General features: G+C 62.7%; 18 protein-coding genes. 7 read left to right on the top strand and 11 right to left on the bottom strand.

The window, feature by feature from the left end:
- Position 1 precedes the first annotated feature (1 nt).
- The 3 genes from BLQ58_RS21380 to BLQ58_RS29685 form a co-directional block, all read right to left on the bottom strand.
- Positions 2 to 826: a transporter substrate-binding domain-containing protein gene (locus BLQ58_RS21380; RefSeq protein WP_092602030.1), complete on the bottom strand. Its 825-nt coding sequence runs from the start codon at positions 824 to 826 to the stop codon at positions 2 to 4.
- Between the two features lie 103 nt (positions 827 to 929).
- Positions 930 to 1925, bottom strand: a complete 996-nt coding sequence (locus BLQ58_RS21375; protein WP_092601880.1) for a tripartite tricarboxylate transporter substrate binding protein — start codon at positions 1923 to 1925, stop codon at positions 930 to 932.
- A 147-nt stretch (positions 1926 to 2072) separates the two neighbouring features.
- A complete protein-coding gene (locus BLQ58_RS29685) occupies positions 2073 to 2198 on the bottom strand; it encodes a hypothetical protein (protein ID WP_302847656.1) in 126 nt (41 codons plus the stop codon).
- A 225-nt stretch (positions 2199 to 2423) separates the two neighbouring features.
- Between BLQ58_RS29685 and BLQ58_RS21370 the strand changes: the two genes are divergently transcribed.
- Positions 2424 to 3413: a fatty acid desaturase gene (locus BLQ58_RS21370; protein WP_092601878.1), complete on the top strand. Its 990-nt coding sequence runs from the start codon at positions 2424 to 2426 to the stop codon at positions 3411 to 3413.
- Positions 3400 to 4227, top strand: coding sequence for a phosphate/phosphite/phosphonate ABC transporter substrate-binding protein (locus BLQ58_RS21365; RefSeq protein WP_254776044.1), 828 nt, complete (start codon positions 3400 to 3402; stop codon positions 4225 to 4227). Before BLQ58_RS21370 ends, BLQ58_RS21365 begins: the two co-directional genes overlap by 14 nt.
- Before the next feature lie 11 nt (positions 4228 to 4238).
- Here BLQ58_RS21365 and BLQ58_RS21360 read toward each other — a convergent pair whose 3' ends face one another.
- From BLQ58_RS21360 to BLQ58_RS21340, 5 genes are all read right to left on the bottom strand, one after another.
- Entirely contained in the window at positions 4239 to 5519 is a 1281-nt protein-coding gene (locus BLQ58_RS21360; RefSeq protein WP_092601874.1) for an LLM class flavin-dependent oxidoreductase, read from the bottom strand.
- A 12-nt stretch (positions 5520 to 5531) separates the two neighbouring features.
- Complete coding sequence (locus BLQ58_RS21355; protein WP_254776043.1) at positions 5532 to 6530, bottom strand: Bug family tripartite tricarboxylate transporter substrate binding protein; 999 nt, start codon at positions 6528 to 6530, stop codon at positions 5532 to 5534.
- A 134-nt stretch (positions 6531 to 6664) separates the two neighbouring features.
- On the bottom strand, positions 6665 to 7777 hold the full coding sequence (locus tag BLQ58_RS21350) for an LLM class flavin-dependent oxidoreductase (protein WP_092601872.1): 1113 nt from the start codon (positions 7775 to 7777) through the stop codon (positions 6665 to 6667).
- A gap of 25 nt (positions 7778 to 7802) precedes the next feature.
- A complete protein-coding gene (locus BLQ58_RS21345; protein WP_092601870.1) occupies positions 7803 to 9173 on the bottom strand; it encodes an LLM class flavin-dependent oxidoreductase in 1371 nt (456 codons plus the stop codon).
- A 258-nt stretch (positions 9174 to 9431) separates the two neighbouring features.
- Positions 9432 to 9752 carry a hypothetical protein gene (locus BLQ58_RS21340; protein ID WP_092601868.1) on the bottom strand — a complete coding sequence of 107 codons (321 nt, stop codon included), beginning with the start codon at positions 9750 to 9752 and terminating at the stop codon, positions 9432 to 9434.
- A gap of 270 nt (positions 9753 to 10022) precedes the next feature.
- Between BLQ58_RS21340 and aspA the strand changes: the two genes are divergently transcribed.
- Positions 10023 to 11450, top strand: a complete 1428-nt coding sequence (gene aspA, locus BLQ58_RS21335) for an aspartate ammonia-lyase (protein WP_092601866.1) — start codon at positions 10023 to 10025, stop codon at positions 11448 to 11450.
- A gap of 417 nt (positions 11451 to 11867) precedes the next feature.
- Here aspA and BLQ58_RS21330 read toward each other — a convergent pair whose 3' ends face one another.
- Positions 11868 to 12821, bottom strand: a complete 954-nt coding sequence (locus tag BLQ58_RS21330) for a LysR family transcriptional regulator (protein ID WP_254776042.1) — start codon at positions 12819 to 12821, stop codon at positions 11868 to 11870.
- 73 nt (positions 12822 to 12894) lie between these two features.
- On the opposite strand from BLQ58_RS21330, the gene BLQ58_RS21325 reads away from it, so the two are divergent.
- From BLQ58_RS21325 to BLQ58_RS21320, 3 genes are all read left to right on the top strand, one after another.
- Positions 12895 to 13671, top strand: a complete 777-nt coding sequence (locus BLQ58_RS21325) for an SDR family NAD(P)-dependent oxidoreductase (protein ID WP_092601862.1) — start codon at positions 12895 to 12897, stop codon at positions 13669 to 13671.
- A gap of 299 nt (positions 13672 to 13970) precedes the next feature.
- Entirely contained in the window at positions 13971 to 14255 is a 285-nt protein-coding gene (locus BLQ58_RS28910) for a hypothetical protein (RefSeq protein ID WP_139186146.1), read from the top strand.
- 278 nt (positions 14256 to 14533) lie between these two features.
- Complete coding sequence (locus BLQ58_RS21320) at positions 14534 to 16114, top strand: M20/M25/M40 family metallo-hydrolase (RefSeq protein WP_092601860.1); 1581 nt, start codon at positions 14534 to 14536, stop codon at positions 16112 to 16114.
- A gap of 154 nt (positions 16115 to 16268) precedes the next feature.
- Here BLQ58_RS21320 and BLQ58_RS21315 read toward each other — a convergent pair whose 3' ends face one another.
- Positions 16269 to 17510 carry a cystathionine gamma-synthase family protein gene (locus tag BLQ58_RS21315; RefSeq protein WP_092601858.1) on the bottom strand — a complete coding sequence of 414 codons (1242 nt, stop codon included), beginning with the start codon at positions 17508 to 17510 and terminating at the stop codon, positions 16269 to 16271.
- Positions 17511 to 17679: 169 nt separating this feature from the next.
- On the bottom strand, positions 17680 to 18120 hold the full coding sequence (locus BLQ58_RS21310) for a thioesterase family protein (RefSeq protein ID WP_092601856.1): 441 nt from the start codon (positions 18118 to 18120) through the stop codon (positions 17680 to 17682).
- Between the two features lie 238 nt (positions 18121 to 18358).
- On the opposite strand from BLQ58_RS21310, the gene BLQ58_RS21305 reads away from it, so the two are divergent.
- Entirely contained in the window at positions 18359 to 18637 is a 279-nt protein-coding gene (locus BLQ58_RS21305) for a hypothetical protein (protein WP_092601854.1), read from the top strand.
- Positions 18638 to 19236 lie beyond the last annotated feature (599 nt).

Below are 19236 nucleotides of genomic sequence, written 5' to 3'. Positions count from 1 at the left end.
CTCAGCCCTTGAACTTTGCCTGCAGTTCGGGCAGCACCGGCTGTGGCGGCGTGATGCCGAGCCGCTTTTCGGTGCCGATCAACCACCCGGTGCGATGCCATTCCTGCACCACCTTGTCGACGGCGGCGACCGTATCCGTCTCACCCTTGCGCGCCCAGACCACCGATGGCGCCGGCAGGATTTCGGTCGCAATCGGTGCGGCATAGCCGGCCCACTCGGTATTGGAACGCAGCAGCGGATGGATCAACGTGGCGTCATGCACGGCCGCCACGCATTGGCCGCCGCGCAACGCCAGCAGGGATTCGGATGCCGTCTTGAAGCCACGCACCTGGGCGCCATACTGTTCCTGCAGCGGCTTCACGAAGCTGCTGCCCTGCGACGCGCATACGGTCTTGCCGCGCAGGTCCTCCCACTGATGGATGCCGCTGGTCTTGAGCACTGCAGCGGTGCCGCCGACGCGGTAGAACGGCGTAGGTGCGTAGGACAGCAGTTCGCCACGATCCGGGTTGTATTCCATCGAGGCAATCAGCAGGTCTACCTTGCCAGCCTGCAGGAACTGCACGCGGTTCGACGGATTGACCTGTACGAGTTCAGCTTCCACCCCGAGGCGTTTGGCCAGGTCGCGGGCGAGTTCGGGGTTCCAGCCAACCAGTTGCTGGGTGGCCGGATCGATCGACCCAAATGGGCCTCCGTTGACCAGCACGCCGATGGCAACCTTGCCGCGCTGCTTGATCTTGTCGAGGGTGGCATCAGCCCGTGCCGGCTGGGTGGCGATGAGAGTCAGTGCGAGCGCGGCAATGGCGCGCAGGGTGTAGGCGGATGTCATGGTGCAGGTGAAGTTGGCGCCAGGCAGCCGATGCCCTAGATAGGCATCGCTGCACGGCAAGGGGCAGGTTTGCTGCGGAAAGAGTAGGGGCGTCGCGCTGGCGCTAGTTCAGCTTGATGCCTGCCGAGGCGATGACCGCCGCGTAACGCGGCAGGTCTTTCGATAGCGTGTCGTCGAGTGCCTGCGCTGAAGACGCCACCACGACGAAGCCGGCTTCTTCAAGTTGCTGGTGGGTGCCCGGTTGCGCCAGCACGGCCGTGGCATCGCGGTTGATACGCTCGATCACGTCCGTTGGCGTACCGGCCGGGGCCAGCAGGCCCTGCCAGCTTTCGACGGCGAAGCCGGGCGCGCCGGCCTCGGCCATGGTTGGCACTTGCGGCAGCGCCTTCGAACGATAGGGCGTGGTTACGGCGAGTGCGGTCAGGCGCCCGTTGCGCACATAGTCGGTGACTGCGGCCAACGTGATCAGCGTGCCATCGATATGGCCGCCCAGCAGGTCGAGCGTGGCGGGGCCACCGCCCGGATAGGGGATGTAGTTGACCTCGATGCCAAGTTGACGCGACAGCATTTCGTGCGCGACATGGGCGATACCGCCATTGCCCGGCAGTCCCAGCGCAAGCTCGCCCGGCTTGCGCTTTGTGAGGGCCAGGTATTCGCCAAAGGTCTTCACGCCCAGATCGGGCCGGACCACCAGCACCTGGGGACTGACCACGGCCTTGGTCACCCCCCGGAATGCATGGCGCGTATCGTAGGGCAGCCGCTTGAACAGCGACGCGTTCAGCGTCACGCCTTCGCCGCCCAGCAGCAGCGTATAGCCATCTGGCGTGGCGCGGGCCACCTGGCCTGCGCCAATCGTGCCGCTGGCGCCGGATACGTTCTCGACCACCACGCTCTGGTGCCACCGCTCGCTGAGTTTCTGAGCCAACGTGCGGGCCAGCTTGTCAGCGCTGCCGCCGGCGGCCACCGGCACGACGATGCGCACGGTCTTGTTCGGGAATCCATCGGCCGGCGTGTTGGCGATGGACGGGGTAGCGCAGGTGGCGTAGGCAAACGCCGCCAGTGCGAGTTTCAACGAGTCGAGCAGTCTGCGGCGCAGCATGATGGATGCAGGTATGAGTCCGGACACGCCTGCCGACACGATGTCGGCAGGAATCGCGCAATGTCGCGGATCAGTCAGCTTATGGAGCGCAGCGTCCGATACGAACAAATCTTTTCGTACTTCGATATGCGCGGCGGACTTGCGCGGTCAACTGGGCGGCTGCCGCTTCGGGGGTTCGCCGTCCTTGTGGGGCGGGTACAGCGGATGGCGCAGCGCGGCGTAGACAAGGACCACGGCGCAGATGGCCGTGAACCAGTCGAGCAGATCGGTCATGGCAAGGCGCTCCGTGTTTGTCGACAAGCCATGTTGTGGACGGAGACGCCCGGTACGTCAACGAAGTATTCCGATTATGCAAATCCGGTGAATGTCGCAGGCGCCCACGTATGTGACGCGAAGCGGGCGCGGCACATATCGTTATCGGCAATTGTTCGTTCCTGAGCGTGCACCGGCGCCCGTATGCTGCGGCGTCGTTCTCTCTCTTTCACGGACCCAGCGCCGATGACCACTTATCTCGACGATCAGCAGCGCCTCGAACTTGCGCAGGCGGCGCGGCATTGGCTGTGGCGCACCGAGCTGCCCACCTGGATGCTCGTCGCGGCCGTGTATGGTTCCTGGTTTGGCGTGGCCACCCATGCCAGGCAGCTCGGCCTGCCGCTGACCTGCGTACTGCTGACGCTGTGCACCACGTGGTACCTGTCGCTGCAGCACGAGCTGCTGCACGGGCATCCGACGCGTCTGCCATGGCTGAACGCGCTGCTTGGCGCGGCGCCGCTGGGGGTATGGCTGCCCTATTCGCTATACCGCCGGGCGCATCTGCAGCACCATGAGGCCGAACTCACGCATCCGCATACCGATCCTGAAAGCTACTTCCTCGACTTTGGTGCATGGCGGTCCGCGCCGCTGGTCCTGCGTCGCCTCTATACGGCACGCAATACGATGGCCGGACGCATCCTGCTGCAGCCGGCATTCTCCATCGCGTCGGTCGTCGGCGATGCCCTCGGGCGGGTACGGTCTGGAGACTGGCGCGATCTCCCAGTGTGGGCGGCGCATCTGGCCGCCCTGACGGTATTGCTGGCGTGGCTGCAGCGCGATTGCGGCATGCCGGCCTGGCTGATGCTGGCGGGCGTTGCATATCCCGCGCTGTCCCTGGCGGCGATCCGTTCCTTCCAGGAGCATCGCGCGACGGGAGCCGATGCATCGCGCAGTGTCATCAATGACGCCGGCCTGGGCTGGCGCCTCCTGTTCCTGAACAACAACTTCCACCTCGTGCATCACGATCTGCCACACCTGCCGTGGTTTGCGCTGGCCTGGGTCTATCGCCGAAGGGCGCACGACTACCTCGCGCGCAACGATGGTTTCTTTGTCCGGGGCTACCGCGAGTGGCTTGTGCGTTATGCATGGCGCATGGTGGCACCTGTCGTTCATCCACGGTTCGACGGCATGCTTGCGCTTCGTATCGAGACATCGGGCGATCATGGCAAGGCCTGAGCGCTGGGTGGCGGCGCTGCCCATGTACAACGTCGCCGCGTCGTTGCGCGACGACTGGCTGCTGCTCATCGACCGGGTAGGCCAGTTGCTGGCGCGCGCGCGGGCCCCGGTGAAGCTCACGGCGGTAGACCCCGGCGAAGGCGCCGATGCGCTGCACGCCTTCTGGCGCCGCGACGACCTGCTGCTGTCGCAGACGTGCGGGTATCCGCTGGTGCACGGGTTGGCCCCGCATGTCCGGCTGATCGGCACGCCGCGTTTTGCGGTGTCCGGCTGCCATCGGCAGACCTACCGCAGTGCGATCGTCGTGCGTGCGGACGATGGGCCCACGACGATCGAGGCCTGCCGGGGCGCGCGAGCCGCGTGCAACGGGCTCGACTCGCACAGCGGCATGAACGCACTGCGGCACGTGGTTGCGCCGCTGGCCAGGGACGGGCGATTTTTTGGCGACGTGGTGCACACGGGTTCGCATCTCGCATCGCTGGCGGCGGTCGGAGAAGGCCGGGCCGATGTGGCGGCCATTGATTGCGTGACCTTGGCATTCGCGTCCGAGCATCATCCGGCACTGGTGGCGGGCATGCGCCAGATCGGCGTGACGCGGGCCGTGCCCGGGCTGCCCTTCATTGCCTCGCGGCGCGCCCGCACGTCCCTTGTCAGGCAGGTGCGCGTCGCCTTGCGCGAGGCGCTGCGCGATGACGCTGACCTGCGGACGCGGCTTCATATGGAAGATGTGGTGCGGACGACTGCGGCGGCGTACCTGCCAATCGCCGCCATGGCGCTGGACGCTCACCGGCTGGGGTATGGCAAGCTGGGTTGAGGGCGGCGTCGTTATCGTCCCGGGGGAAGCGGTAGTCCGAGATGATCCCGCAGCGTGCGCCCTTCATAGTCGTGCCGGAACGCACCGCGCTCTTGCAGAATCGGCACAACCTCGCGTGTGAAGTCCTCGAAGCCGCCGGGAAAGTAGGCCGGCATGATGTTGAAGCCATCGGCGGCGCCGGCACGTACCCATTCGACCATATGGTCGGCCACCTGCGCGGCTGTGCCGACGACGATCTGATGGCCCCGCGCACTGGCCACCAGATGATAGAGCTGGCGCAGCGTCAGGCCCCGCTCGTGCGCCAGCCGGATCAGCAGCGCGCTGCGGCTATGCACGACGACGTCGGTGGGCAAGGGCGGCAGCGGCGCGTCGAGCGCGAAGCCCGACACGTCAACGGCCAGTTGCTCGGCCAGGATGGCCAGTGCATTCGACTGGTCGGTGAAGGATTGCAATTGCGCGAGCTTGTCGTGCGCCTCGGCTTCGGTTGCGCCGATGATCGGCATCAGGCCCGGCATGATCAGGCAATGGCGCGGATCACGTCCTGTGTCGGCCACCTGTTTGCGCAGGCCGGTGGCGAACGCAAGTGCGGCGCCGATGTCCTGTTGCGCGGTGAAGACAACCTCGGCATGACGCGCGGCCAGTTGCTGTCCCGGTCCGGAGGAGCCCGCCTGGATCAGCACGGGTTGGCCTTGCTCGCTGTTTGTGACGTTGAGTGGGCCCGCCACCGAGAAATGCTGCCCCTCGTGGTTCAGCGCGTGCATTTTCCCGACGTCGATATAGATGCCGCGCGCCTTGTCCTGGACATACGGCTGCGGGTCCCAGGAGCGCCAGAGCCCCTTCACCACTGAAACGAACTCCTCAGCTATGGCATAGCGTTCGTCGTGATCGGGATGGCGGCTACGGCTGAAATTCACCGATCCATCGGCAAAAGTAGTCACGATGTTCCACGCGGCACGGCCGTGCGACAGCTTGTCGACCGTCGCCAGCGTTCGTGCCAGGTTGAACGGCTCGCTATACGTGGTAGAGGCGGTAGCGGCCAGCCCGACATGCGTGGTCACCATCGACAACGCGGCCAGCATGGCCAGGGGATCGGGGCGGGTGATCATCGACGGGTGGGCGTCGGCCGACGTAAGCAGCCGGTCGCCGAAGAACACCATGTCAAACTTTGCGCGTTCGGCGGCCTGGGTCATGCGCACGACCAGGTCAATGTTCTCGGTGCCAGATTCGGCGCCCGGGTATCGCCATCCGGCCGCGTGGTGCCCGGCCGCCAGCAGGAACAATCCAAGTTTCATGATGGCGTCCGGTCAGTTGCCTTGAACGGTGCCGTCCTTGACCACACGTGCGGCAATCTCGTGCACCTGGCGGATGCGCTGCGCGGTCTGCTCTGGTGTCAACGTCTGGACGTCCACCTGTACGCGGCTCAGGGCTGCCACAGTGTCGGGTTCGGCCAGGATCTCGCCGATCCACTGGCGCAGCTTCGCCAGCACCTCCGGCGGCACGTTGCGTGGCGCGGTGATGAAGAACGCGCCGGCCAGCGAATCCTCCCAGCCCTTGACGCCCGCCTCACGCACGCTCGGCACGTTGGGAAGATCGGGCGAACGTGCGCCGCCGAAGTAGGCCAGCGCCCGCAGCTTGCCCTGCTTGATGAACTGCGTGCTAAGTGGGTCGAACACGAGGTCGACATGGCCGGCTACCACGTCGGCCACGGCCGGCGCGCTGCCTTTGTAGGGCACGTGACGGATGTCGATGCCGGTCTGGCGCTTGAGCAACTCGCCGGCCAGATGCCCAGGCGTGCCGTTGCCGGAACTGGCAAACGTGAGCTTTCCGGGGTTGGCGCGCGCATAGGCAATCAGTTCGGGCAGCGTCCGGATCGGCAGCGAAGGGTTGATGGCAACGGTTGCCAGCGAGTTGCCGATATAGGCCACGGGCACGAGGTCGTGGAATGGATCGAACTTCACGGTCACCAGCTGCGGCGCAATGGCCACGTTGCCGATCGAGGTATTCAGCAGGGTGTAACCGTCTGCCGGGGACGTCGCCACGAAGCCGGCGCCGAGCGTGCCGCCGGCGCCGGCCTTGTACTCAATTACCACCGGTTGCCCGGCTTTCTCGGCCAGACGCTTGGTGATGATGCGAGCGACATTGTCATTGGTGCCGCCGGGCGTATAGGGCACCACATAGGTGATCGGCTTGGACGGGAAGGCCTGCTGTGCTAACGCCTCCATGGTCGTGGCGTGGAGTGAGGCGATGGCGGCAGACGCGGCGATGATGGCGCGCACAGGCGCGGGGAAGACACGGAAACGCATGACAGTCGGCAAGGGACAGAGAAGGAGTGGATGCAAGGAGGCAGACCGGTCATCCTAGGTCGATACCCGCAGCGCCGGAACTGCCGATTCGTCATGTCGTTAGCCGCTCCGGTGATAAGTGCCTGGCGCCGGGGTCAGGCCGCGTGACCCTGCCGCTGCGTGTCAATCTGCCGTGCGCCGTCTCGCAGCAAGGGAATCAGCTCGCGGCCAAATTCGACGGCATCGGTGCGTGGGTCGAAACCGCGGAACAGGAAGCCGGCGATGCCGGCGCGGTAGTACGCCAGCAGCGCGTCCGCGACCTGAGCAGGCGTGCCGACGATCGCGGTGGTGTTGCCGGGCGCATTGGTGGCCCTTGCCACCCCCATGAACAGCCGCTGGTCCAGCACGTCCCCTTGGGCCACCTGGCGAAGCAGACGTCGCGAGCCTTCATTCTCCGCGGCGGGCGGCGGTGTGTGGCCGCCGAAGACAGGGGAGGCGGGACTCCAGAGCCCGACTTCACGGGTCTGACGCTCGATCTCGTACGCGCGCCGCCACGCCTCGTCTTCCGTCGCACCGAGGATCACCCGAATGGAGATGCTGAATGTCGGACGACGGCCCAACGGGCGGGCCGCGTCCAGCACGCTGGCGGCCAGCTCCCTTGCGCCATCGAGCGACTCCCCCCACAGCGCGAAGATATCGGCGCGCCGTGCGGCAACGGCGATGGCTGGGGACGACGCACCGCCGAAGGAGATTGGGATGCCGGACGCCTGCAGGGGCTTGAGTTCAGAGAATGCGTTCTCGAAGCGGTAGCAGGAACCGTCGTGGCTGAAGGGTTCGTGACTTGTCCAGACGTTGCGGAGGATTTCAAGGTACTCGTCCGTACGGGCGTAGCGCTCGTCATGTTCGAGGTAGTCGCCGTCGCGCCGTTGCTCTGCGTTACGGCCGCCAGTGATGATGTGGAGCAGCAGCCGGCCGCCCGTGTAGTGGTCGAGCGTGGCAAGCTTGCGGGCCGCCAGTGTGGGCGAGATGAACCCCGGACGATGCGCGAGCAGGAACTTCAGTCGTTTTGTCACGCCGGCCGCGCGGGCGGTCGTCAGGAAGTTGTCGGCCCAGCCGGAATTGTGTGGCAGTAACACGCCGTCAAAGCCCGCCGCCTCGTGCTCCATCGCGCGCTGCTCGATGTGTGCGGTGTCGAAGGCCGGCCCTTGCGCTGGAATGACTTCCGAGAACAGGCGCGGGTAAAGCGTGCCATACAGGTCGATGGGCATGGTTGGGTTGCAGAGTCGAAGGGTGTCAGGCGATGGCAGCGTCGGACGCCTGCCGGGCGACGGCCGCCGGGTGCGGGGGCCGCTTCAGGCCCAGGTGGTCGCGTAGCGTCTTCCCGGTGTATTCGGTGCGGAACAGGCCTCGACGGCGCAGTTCCGGCAACACCAGACGGATAAAGTCGTGCAGTCCACCTGGCAGGTACGGTGCCATGATGTTGTAGCCATCGGCACCGTAGCGCCGGAAGCGCTCTTCGAGGGCGTCGGCGATCTGCGTTGGGGTACCCACCAGTTGCCAATGGCCGCGAGCGCCGGCTACGCGCTGGTAGAGCTGGCGGATGGACAGGTTCTCGCGGCGGGCCAGATCTACCACGAGCCGCTGGCGGCTCTTGGTGCCATTGGTTTCGGGAAGGTCGGGAATCGGGCCATCAAGCGGATAGGCGGACAGATCGACGCCGCCGGTCAGATTGGACACCAGCGTCAGACCCACCACGGGATCGATCAGCGCCTGCAACTGCTCGAACTTCTCCTGCGCCTCGGCCTGGGATGCACCCACGACCGGGAATACCCCCGGCATGATCTTGAGATCATCGGCTGTCCGGCCGTGGCGCGCCAGGCGCGACTTGAGGTCGGCATAGAAGGCGACCGCCTCGTCCAGCGTTTGCTGGGCTGTGAATACGACTTCGCCGCAACGCGCGGCCAGCTCCTTGCCAGCCTCGGACGATCCGGCCTGCACCACTACCGGATGTCCCTGCGGCGGCCGCGAGACATTGAGCGGCCCTTGCACCTGGAAGTGCTCGCCCTTGTGGTGCAAGACATGGCGCTTTTCACGCTCGAAGTAGATGCCGGCCGCCTTGTCGCGCACGAAGGCATCGTCCTCCCAGCTGTCCCAGAGGCCGGTGACAACGTCCACAAACTCGGTGGCGCGTGCGTAGCGATCGGCATGCAGCAGGTTGTTGTCGCGGTTGAAATTGCGGGCCTCGTGGTCGTTGCCCGTCGTCACCACGTTCCAGCCGGCGCGGCCGCCGGACAAGTGGTCGAGCGAGGCGAATTTACGCGCGATATGGTACGGCTCGTTGAAGGAAGTCGAAGCGGTTGCCACCAGCCCGATTCGCTCCGTGATGGTCGACAGCGCCGACAGCAGCGTGATCGGCTCGAACTGCGCCTGGTAGTTGTGTGCCACCCGGCTCAGGAAGTCAACGTTGTCTCCCCGCGTACCGACGCCATCGGCAAGGAAGATCAGGTCGAACCTGGCGGCTTCTGCAGCGCGGGCCAGGTCGGCATAGAAGCGCAGGTCGGTGCCGCCATCGGCCTGCGCCTGGGGATGCCGCCATGCGGCGATGTGATGGCCAGACGGGTAGAGGAAGGCTCCCAGGCTCAATTGACCAGTGCGTAGGGACATGGATGTCGTCGAGGATCGTCACGATGGAACCTCCCAGCCTAATCAATCCGGGACGCGTGGCGAAGTACGAATACCGCATGTCGATACTGCTGCCCGTCGTTGAACGATATGCGAATTCCTGCGGACGACTAACCGATAGTAACGACGGATACCGACCGGACTTCGTATCGAAGGACGTGTCCGCGCTGCCTGGCTTGACAGCGTGCTCGTAACCGGGCGCTCGAAGACGTGATGAGGCCCGGCGATGCCGCCTGGCTACTATTTCCTGGCGCCGTCTGTATAGGGATCGGGTTTGCCGGTCTTTGCGCCGTCCGTGTACGGATCGGCTTTACCCACTTTTGCTCCGTCTGTGTACGGGTCAGCCTTCTTCGGAGCGAGATCGGAACGCGTTGAGGACTTTGCGCCATCGGTGTACGCATCGAACTTTCCCGCTTTCGCGCCATCGGTGTACGGATCAGGCTTTCCGGTCTTGGCGCCCTGGGTGTAAGGGTCAACCGGTTTCTGTTGTGCGTAGACAGCGTGCGTCGCGCCAGCCGCCGCGATGGCAATAACCAGGGAAGAGAATAGCGTCTTGCTCATGAGGGGTATCTCCGAAGATGGGCGCCGTTCAGATGCCTGCACCGACGCGGCCCAATCATCAGGCAGGCGTTCGCAGATAGTACGCTTCTCTGCGCGGACACGTCTGCCAGTTGCATCCACCTTGGACCAGGGGTGATGTCTGACACCCGATGTTCTGGTTGCATAACGGGGGCCGTCGTGGTGGGCGTCATACTCTCTTTGCATAAGACCCACGAAGCCGATGTAACTTCATACACTTCACGATACGCATGTCGCGGAGGGAGACCAGCCATGGCCGACACACCGTTTCGCACCGAACACGACCTTATTGGGGATAAAGAAGTGCCTTCGGATGCATACTATGGCGTCCACACCCTGCGGGCCGTAGAAAATTTTCCTATCACCGGCACACCCATTTCGATCTACCCAGAGTTAATCAAGGCGCTGGCGGCGATCAAGCAGGCGGCTGCCCTTGCGAACCATGAGTTGGGGCTCCTGGATGAGCCACGATGCAACGCGATCGTGGGTGCTTGCAAGGAAATCATCGCTGGTCATCTGCACGACCAGTTCGTTGTGGACGTCATTCAAGGCGGCGCTGGCACCTCGACGAACATGAATGCCAACGAGGTCATCGCCAATCGCGCGCTGGAATTGCTTGGCCACAATAAGGGCGAATACGGGCATCTTCATCCCAACGAGCACGTCAACATTGGCCAAAGCACCAACGATGTCTATCCGAGTTCGCTCAAGGTGGCCACCTGGTTTGGTATTGCCGGACTGATTGACGCGATGGCCACACTGCGCAACGCGTTCGAAGCAAAGGCGGCGGAGTTCGCGCACATTATCAAGATGGGGCGTACCCAACTGCAGGACGCCGTGCCGATGACGCTGGGCCAGGAGTTCAGTACGTATGCGGTGATGTTGGGTGAGGACGAGCAGCGTTTGCGTGAAGCATCAATGCTCATCTGCGAAATCAATCTGGGTGCCACCGCGATCGGCACCGGCATCACCGCGCATCCTGCATACGCGCCGCTCGTATTGCAGCGGCTCCGGGACATTACTGGCATCCCGCTGCAGACAGCGCCAAATCTGATCGAGGCAACGCAAGACTGCGGCGCCTTCGTGCAACTCTCGGGAGTCCTCAAGCGTGTAGCGGTGAAACTATCGAAGACGTGTAACGACCTGCGACTTCTGTCGAGCGGTCCGCGGGCAGGCCTCAATGAGATTAACCTGCCACCGATGCAGGCCGGTTCCAGCATCATGCCTGGCAAGGTGAATCCGGTTATTCCAGAGGTCGTCAATCAGATCGCCTTTGAAGTCATTGGTAATGACGTTACCGTGACCTTTGCGGCGGAGGCTGGGCAACTCCAACTCAATGCGTTCGAGCCCATCATTGCCCACAGCCTCTTCAAAAGCGTGAGTCACCTGCGGAATGGCTGTCTGACGCTCGCGGAACGTTGTGTCAAGGGCATTACCGCGAACGAGGAAAGGCTTCGCGCGATCGTGGAGAATTCCATCGGTATCGTGACGGCGCTGAACCCATACATCGGATACGCCAATGCGACCGCGGTCGCGCAGGAGGCGCATGCCACCGGTGGTAGCGTCTATGAGATCGTGCTGCGAAAGGGCTTGCTATCGAAAGAGGAGCTGGACCGCATTCTTCGACCTGAAACGCTGACACAGCCCGTACCACTTGGGACGCAGGATCCATCGCACTGAACGGTCGCCTACGCCCGACGGAGGTATTGCCGACCCGCTTTTCTTATTTTGCGCGCCAGCCGAAGACACCTATGCTTTAAAAAAGTGTTCTGGGAACCGGTCTATGTTCGACACACTGAGATCTGGCGTTGGACGCGCGTGGTTTCGCGGTATGGCGACCGGCTTGGTCGTTGCTCTGCTTGCCACGACGATGGGAGGATGCGAGGGCGTTCCCAGGGATACCACCGCGACGCCGCCGCCGCCGCGAGAGTCATTTACCCGCAGCGATGAAGTCTATCCTGCGCCCAACACGGCTCAAGACCAGCGGCCTGCCGCGCGCACGCCTTAGTTGGCGAGTGCTGCGCGGCTGCGGTGCGAGGACACGACTACGGTGCCAACGCAGCCGTGTCTCGGCGCGCCGTGGTCGTTCCGGGCGCTTCAGGCGGAAGTCGCCCCCAGCACTTCGCCGAGCCAGTCGCCAAATTTCCGCACGCGTGCCGGAACGTTGCGGCGATGGGGGTAAAGCAGGTTGATTGGCATGGGAGGGGGCGGATATTTCTTCATCACTTCGACTAGCACGCCAGAGCGCAGATCTGGCGTGGCAGTTGCCGTGGGGATTTGCGCAACGCCGAAACCGGCTCGACAGGCGGCGCTGTACGCGGCACTGTTGTTGACCGTTATCCGATGCTTCATGGGTACGCTGACGACTTTGACACCATCCCAGTATTCAAAGGCAATCGCCGTGGTCGAGGGATTGGGCACGTAGTTGACGAGCCAGTGTTCGTCAAGATCTGCAAGGCTGTCCGGCGTTCCGTGAGCCTGTACGTATTCGCGGCTTGCGACATTGACAAGGGCCAGCCGCCCAAGCGGCCGACAAGCCAGGGTTTCGTCCACCACGCTCCCCGCGCGTACCACGCAGTCGAAGCCGTCGGCGACCACATCGACCCGCCGGTCGGTGCTCGACACATCGATCTGCAAGCGGGGATGGCGTTCCATGAACTTTGGCAAAGTCGTCATGACCACGCCGGTTGCCATGCCCAGGGGCATATCCACACGCAGCAGTCCCTGCAACGGCTGATTGTCGGTGCGGAACAGCTGGGCCAACTCCTCAAAGTCGTCCAGCAACCGCTCGCTGCGGCCGAGTAGTTCCTCGCCCTCCCGCGTTAGTACCACCTGTCGGGTCGTCCGCTGAAGCAACCGGGCCCCGAGCTGCTTTTCGAGCCGAAGGATCGAGGTGGACACCGTGGACCGCGGCACCTGAAGCCGGAGTGCGGCCTGCGTAAAGCTCGATAGCTGGGCGACGAGTATGAATACCCGTAGGTCTGTGGTGGAGGGAAGGGTAGTCTGCATCGGTATTGGTCGAAAAATTCGACCTAAGTTGTCGCTCTGCAAGGATTTATCCAGGGAATGTCGATCAGTAGAGTAGCGGGACTCGATTGTTTTTCCAACTATCCAGGAGCTACAAATGAACGCATCGCACTCTCCTAACCGCCGCATCGCTCTGATCACCGGCGGCAGCCGGGGCCTCGGCAAGTCCGCCGCCCTTCACTTGGTCGCCCAGGGATGGGACGTCGTGATCACTTACGCCGAGCGAGTCGAGGCAGCGCGTCAGACTGTCGAGGCGGTACAGCAAACGGGTCGCAAGGCCATCGCCATGCAGCTCGACACCGGGAAGAGCGATACCTTTCGAGGCTTCGCGCAGGCCTTGCAAGCCACGCTGGCGCAGGACTTTGAATGCGATGGCCTGCACGCTTTGGTGAACAACGCCGGCAATGGCTCGAACGTACCGTTCATGGAGACCACGGAAGCAGAGTTCGACAACCTGATGAACATCCACCTGAAAGGCGTGTTCTTCCTGACCCAGGCGCTGGTGCCGCTGCTCGTCGATGGCGCCCAGGTTCTGAATGTCTCCAGCGGGCTGGCTCGGTTCTGCGCGCCGGGCAAGGCGACCTACGCGACCATGAAGGGCGGTGTCGAGGTGCTGTCACGGTACATGGCGAGCGAATTGGCGCCACGCGGCATCCGGGTGAATACGCTTGCGCCCGGCGCCATCGCCACCGACTTCGGAAATGGCGTGGTGCGTGACAATCCACAGGTCAATGCCGCAGTGGCCGGCGTGACCGCGCTGGGCCGTGTCGGCCAGCCCGACGACATTGGAGGTGCTGTGGCCGCTCTGCTGTCGTCAGGTTTGGGTTGGATGACCGGCGAACGGGTCGAAGTATCGGGCGGCATGCACCTGTAGGCACCGTCCTGCCGCGAGTGCATTGCGGCGTTCTGCAAAACGGCATGCCCTGCTGAGGAGGAAGTCACCCCTCCTCAGTCCTTCGCTCATTTCCGATGCGCTTCTTTTTTGCCGACGTTGTAGAAAGCAGGTGGAGCCGCAAGTGTTTGACAACCTGTGATTGCCGTCTGCCAGTCGCGCAGCGGCCCGGATTTTCCGTCTCCGATAACCGGTGGTGATTACGGCGGCCCGGTGATCCTGGCTGTCCGCGGGTGGCATGTTCCATGCTGATGGGGATATGCCGCAGATCAGCAGCTTCGATGCTGCTGATCCCGGGAACAATGCAGGAGCAGACCATGTTCAACGGGAAACTAGTTCACCTGGCGTTGCCACTCATCGCGTATATCGCAGCAGCTGGTGCCGGAGTGGGCTTCGCTGCCTACCAGGAGACGCGAAAACGAAAGCAAAACCGAGCTGCGGACGCATTTCGGTCTGGTGAAGATCTCGGCGGAGACCGCTCCGTCGCCGCCAACAACCTGCCCGCGGACGATCGCGGCGAACCAGCACCGCTTTCGCGGACCTACCCCTTCAATGCTGTCGGTTGAATTGGACCGCCATCGATGAGGAGAATGCGGTGGAAATGGCGGGTTTGGCGAAAAGCGATCCTCGGTACTGGCCAAGTAGCGGAGCCGTTTTCCTGTTGCCGGCGGGAGGTACGCCCAGAGAGCGTCTTGCACAGCGGACGCGTTAAGCGTTAACCGGCACCTCGTTGGCTTGTCTGTCGCGCAGATGTTGCGCGCCGTTTCACTGGCTGCAGGTTTGCCTGTGATTCGGCCCTGCCGTCATAATGCATGTCGTCATACAACGAAGAGAGAAAAAAGACATGCGCACCCGCTCGCCAATTCACCGTCGTTCCCGCAGACTGGCGCTTGTCGCGTCGCTTATCCTGGCGTTCGGAACTGCGGTGAGCGCCGCCACGTTGGATCGCACGCAGCTTGAGCAGTCGGCAGGCCGTGCGGCAGCAGCAAGCTATCGCGAATGGGTGGAGCTGCTGGCGATTCCCAACGATTCGACTGTGCCCGCCGATATTCAAAAGAACGTGGACTGGCTTACCAGGGCCTTCTCCCGACGCGGATTCCAGGCGCGGGCGCTCGCCAATGGCGACAAGCCGATGATGTACGCCGAGTACACGGCGCCCGGTGCAGGCGCGACAGCGCAGCGCAAGACCGTACTGTTCTATATGCATCTGGATGGACAGTCCGTGACGCCGTCCCAGTGGGCGCAGAAGAGTCCATGGGAAGCCACACTCAAGGCGCGCGCCGCCGACGGTAAATGGGAGACCCTGCCGCTCGACAAGCTGTACGGCGGCCAGGTGGACCCAGAGTGGCGCCTGTTCGCACGATCCTCATCCGACGACAAGGGGCCGATCGTGATGTTCCTGGCAGCCTTCGACGCGCTCAAGGCGGCGGGTGTGGAGCCAGGCGTCAACATCAAGGTGCTGCTCGATTCCGAGGAAGAAAAGGGCTCACCCTCGCTTGGACAGGTCATCGCCCAGAATCTTGCGCTGTTGCGAAATGACGGCATGGTCATCTTCGATGGCCCGATGCACCAAAGCAACCAGCCGACGCTGGTATTCGGTAACCGGGGCATTCAGCTCGTGCAGCTGAAAGTCTTCGGTGCAAGCCAGGGGCTGCACAGCGGACACTATGGCAACTATTCCGCCAATCCGGTGCAACGCATGGCGAGCTTGCTGGCGTCGATGAAGGACGACAATGGCCGCGTGACCATCCCGGGCTATTACACGCCGGTGAAGTTTGACGAGCGCGCCCGGAAGATCATGGCCGCGGTGCCTGACGACGAGGCGGCGCTCAAGCGCCGGCTGGGCATTGCCAGCACGGAAAAGGTCGGCGCCAATTACCAGGAGGCGATGCAGTATCCCAGCCTGAACGTTCGCGGCATTGTGGCAGGAGATGTCGGCCCCAAGGCGCGGACCATCATTCCTGAAGTGGCCATCGCTGACATCGATCTGCGTACGGTACCGGAGACGCCGCCCGAGACGCTGGTGGCGTTGCTGCGCAAGCACATCGAGAAACAAGGCTACCACCTGGTGAACGGCGAGCCGTCGGCGGAAGAGCGTGCGCGCTATCCGAAACTGGCCTCGCTGACGGCTGGCGAAGTGTCTGCTTCGAGTTCGGCGGCGCGTACCGATCTGGACGCGCCCATCAGCAAATGGCTGCAGGGCGTGATGCACGATACCTACGGGAAGTCGCCGGTGCAGATCCGGATGATGGGCGGAACCGTCCCCACCGGCGCCGCGGTGCAGGCGCTCAAGTCCCCGTTCGTGATCGTGCCGCTGGTCAATGCCGACAATAATCAGCACAGCTTTGACGAGAACATGCGGCTTGGGAACTACCGCGATGGCATCCAGACCGTCATGGGCATCTTGCAGACGCCCTTCAACTAACTCGTATGGCGGTTCGGCCGGTGAGCCTACGAGGAAAAGCCCGACCGCAGGCCCGGGCACGTTGATGACACCGGGGCTCACCGCTTGGTGAGCCCGAACCGATCACGCAACGCCCATCATGCAGGAGCGATGCCGCTTTCTCTGCGGCGGCCGTTTAGGCGGCCAGTTTCAGGGCCTGCGAGAAGTCTGCGATCAGATCATCGATATCCTCAATGCCGGCCGACAGCCGCAGCATGCCATCGGAAATCCCCATTGCCTTGCGGGTCTCAGGGCCGGCTTCGAAGAAGATCGTAGGGGCTACGGGAATGATCAGCGTACGCGTGTCTCCAAGGCCGGTTGCCTTGATTGGCAGCTCAAGCGCGTTGACGACGTCGATCATGCGGTCCGCGTTCTGCAGTTCGAACGACAGGAGCCACGACGCGCCTGAAAAAAGCGATTGCGCGATTTCATACTGCGGATGGCTCGTCAGGCCAGGGTAGAACACTCTTCCGACAGCGGGATGCCGCTCCAGAAACTGCGCGAGCGCTAGCGCGTTGTCGCTGCTTTGCTTCACGCGCAGCGCGAGCGTTTCGGCCCCGATGGCGATCGCATGCGCCTGCTCGGACGACAATGCCGCGCCCATGTCGCGCAGGCCCTTCTTGCGGATTTGCAGCAGCCCCTGCTCCTTGGCCACTGCACGCCGATATTCCTCGGCAATGTTGGGATATGCGCTCCAATCGAACAATCCAGTATCGGTCACGGCACCCCCGAGTGCTGTGCCATGACCGGCAATCGTCTTCGTCAGCGAGTTAATGACGAGGCTTGCCCCGACCGCCTTCGGCCTGAACAACGCCGGCGAGGTTATCGTGTTATCGACGACATATGCGATACCGTGCTCGCGGCACACGTTTCCGATGCCTTGCAGATCAGGAACTTGAGTGCCGGGATTCGCAATGGTTTCGACGAACACCATACGGGTGTTCGGACGGATGGCCTGCTTGACGTCTTCGACGTTGCACGCGTCAACAGTCGTGACGTCGATGCCGAGCGTACGCAGCGTGCCGAACAGGCTATTGGTGTTCCCGAACACGTAACGGCTCGCAACGAGATGATCTCCGGCACGCAAGAGTGTGAGAAACGTTGCCGTGATCGCGGCCATGCCAGTGCTGAAGCAGATCGTGCCGATGCCTTCTTCCAGGCTCGTGATCTTGCGCTCGAGCGCCGCGGTCGTTGGCGTTCCCTGGCGGGCGTAGTTGAAGCCACCTTTCTTCGTGCCCTGGAATACGCCAATCAGGTCCTCGACACGATCGAAACCATACTGCACAGAGGTATGAATCGGCTGGTGAACGCCACCATGCTCGGTGCCTGTGTTTCTGTCGCCGTGAACAATAGCGGTCGTAAAGCCCTGCTTATGCATTCCTTGTGCCTCTTGATTCGGTCAGTTGTGCCTCATTATCGCTGCTAACCCTTGCGCTGCGGAAGCCACCCTGCTAGAAAGCGCGCGAGGACACGTGTAGGGAACATCCGCAGCCAGAACGCTTACCGTATTCACGTCGGTATGCATGTTCTTGGGAGGGGGCTCAAGTTCAACTGACCCAGTTCACCGCCGGAAACGCGGCGGCGAAACTCTCTGGCATCGGCACTACGCACTTTCGCTCGTAATCGAAGAAGACGAACCCTGACTTGGCCATGGCGATCAGCGCGCCATCGGCCGGCCGCGTGATGCGAAAGATGATGTCACCCCCGTATTTGTTGAAATCCATCACCCCTGCTTCGAACAACAGGTGGTCGCGCGCGTGGGCCTCTTTGCAATACATGGTAGCCAGGTCCGTCACGATAATGCGGGCGCCACCAATCAATTCCCCGCCGCCATGCTCGAAAAGGAAGCGGGCGCGCGCCTCCGAGATCATGGAGATCATGGAATCGTTAGCAAGATGATTCGCCGAGTTGATATCAGTGACACGTACCGTGAGATGGGTCGAGTAGCAAAGTTGGTGGAGCGGGAGATCAAGCTTGAGACGGGCCATGACAGAACTCGGAAATTGCGACGCGTTGGAAAATCGACGGCCATCTTAATGGAACCGGCGCTACGCACAAAACGCCGAGCAGCTGTGCCGGGCCACTACGGCATATGGTTCCGCTCAAGGCAGCCCCTTTCATCCATGTCCGCCGTCAACGGGCAGCTCCCGGGTCGTAGCAACGGAGAGCACAGGGTGGCTTCGCGTGTATCCTAGTGCCGACGAAACAACGTTTCGGAGCACAGTGATGGTCTACCCTATCGGACCCAGGGTGGCTGACATCGGTGACGATGTTGGCATTCAGTTCGACTATTTGATTGCGGGCAGCAGCCAGGCTTTCCTGGTGACGCGGCAAGCGTTGGAAGTCCACTTCAACCTTAATGTGACTGGGCTCCACGAAGACCAGCGCGACGCGGCGCTGCATGAGGCGTTTCTCGGGGGTTGGCAACGGATACGAAACGTGGCTGCCCGCCGAAGCGCCATGCCAAACGACGGCCGCATTGTTCTTGACGCTGGCGATTTTTGACGGAAACGTCGGTGTTCATCTAACGCCCGCCGGACACCCAAATGTGAGCGTTCGCGCCAGCCGCTTCTTGACGAGCGCCAAAAAGAACCCGCCGCTGTGGGGCAGGGCGGGTTGGTAGCAGTTCTGAGCGGGCGCAAAACTAGATGTCTACACCCGAGCCAAGGGTAATGACGAGTCAACGGCTTGGCCAGGGCCAAATGGGTCAAATGGGCCAAGTCTTTGGATGATGGGGCTTGCGCGCCTGCCGGCGCGCCCCCGACTTGGCCGGCGAATGTGGGGACGCGCCTGAATCCTGCGAAGATGGCCGCTGACGCGCGGCCCGGACCTCACTACGAAAAGTGCTTGATAAATAACATATCAATATAAAGCATTCTGCCTTTCCAATAGAAACGTCGCAAAAACAAAGACTTACCTAGGTATCCTGGTCCTGGAATCTCACGTTGAGTGCTTTATCGCACTTCGTCCCAGTCACGTGGATATGCGGTTAGCCGTCGCATTTCCCACAAAAGACAATTAACCGCCACGAATTAAAAGCGTCACGGAGTCTTAGTGTCTTCCGATGCATATAAGTCTCGGCCGGCTGGCTCGGCAGAGCGATG

Source organism: Ralstonia sp. 25mfcol4.1, assembly GCF_900104095.1.
Lineage (GTDB): Bacteria > Pseudomonadota > Gammaproteobacteria > Burkholderiales > Burkholderiaceae > Cupriavidus.
The sequence above is the reverse complement of the archived record's forward strand: the minus strand, read 5'-3'. Positions and strand labels throughout refer to the sequence as shown.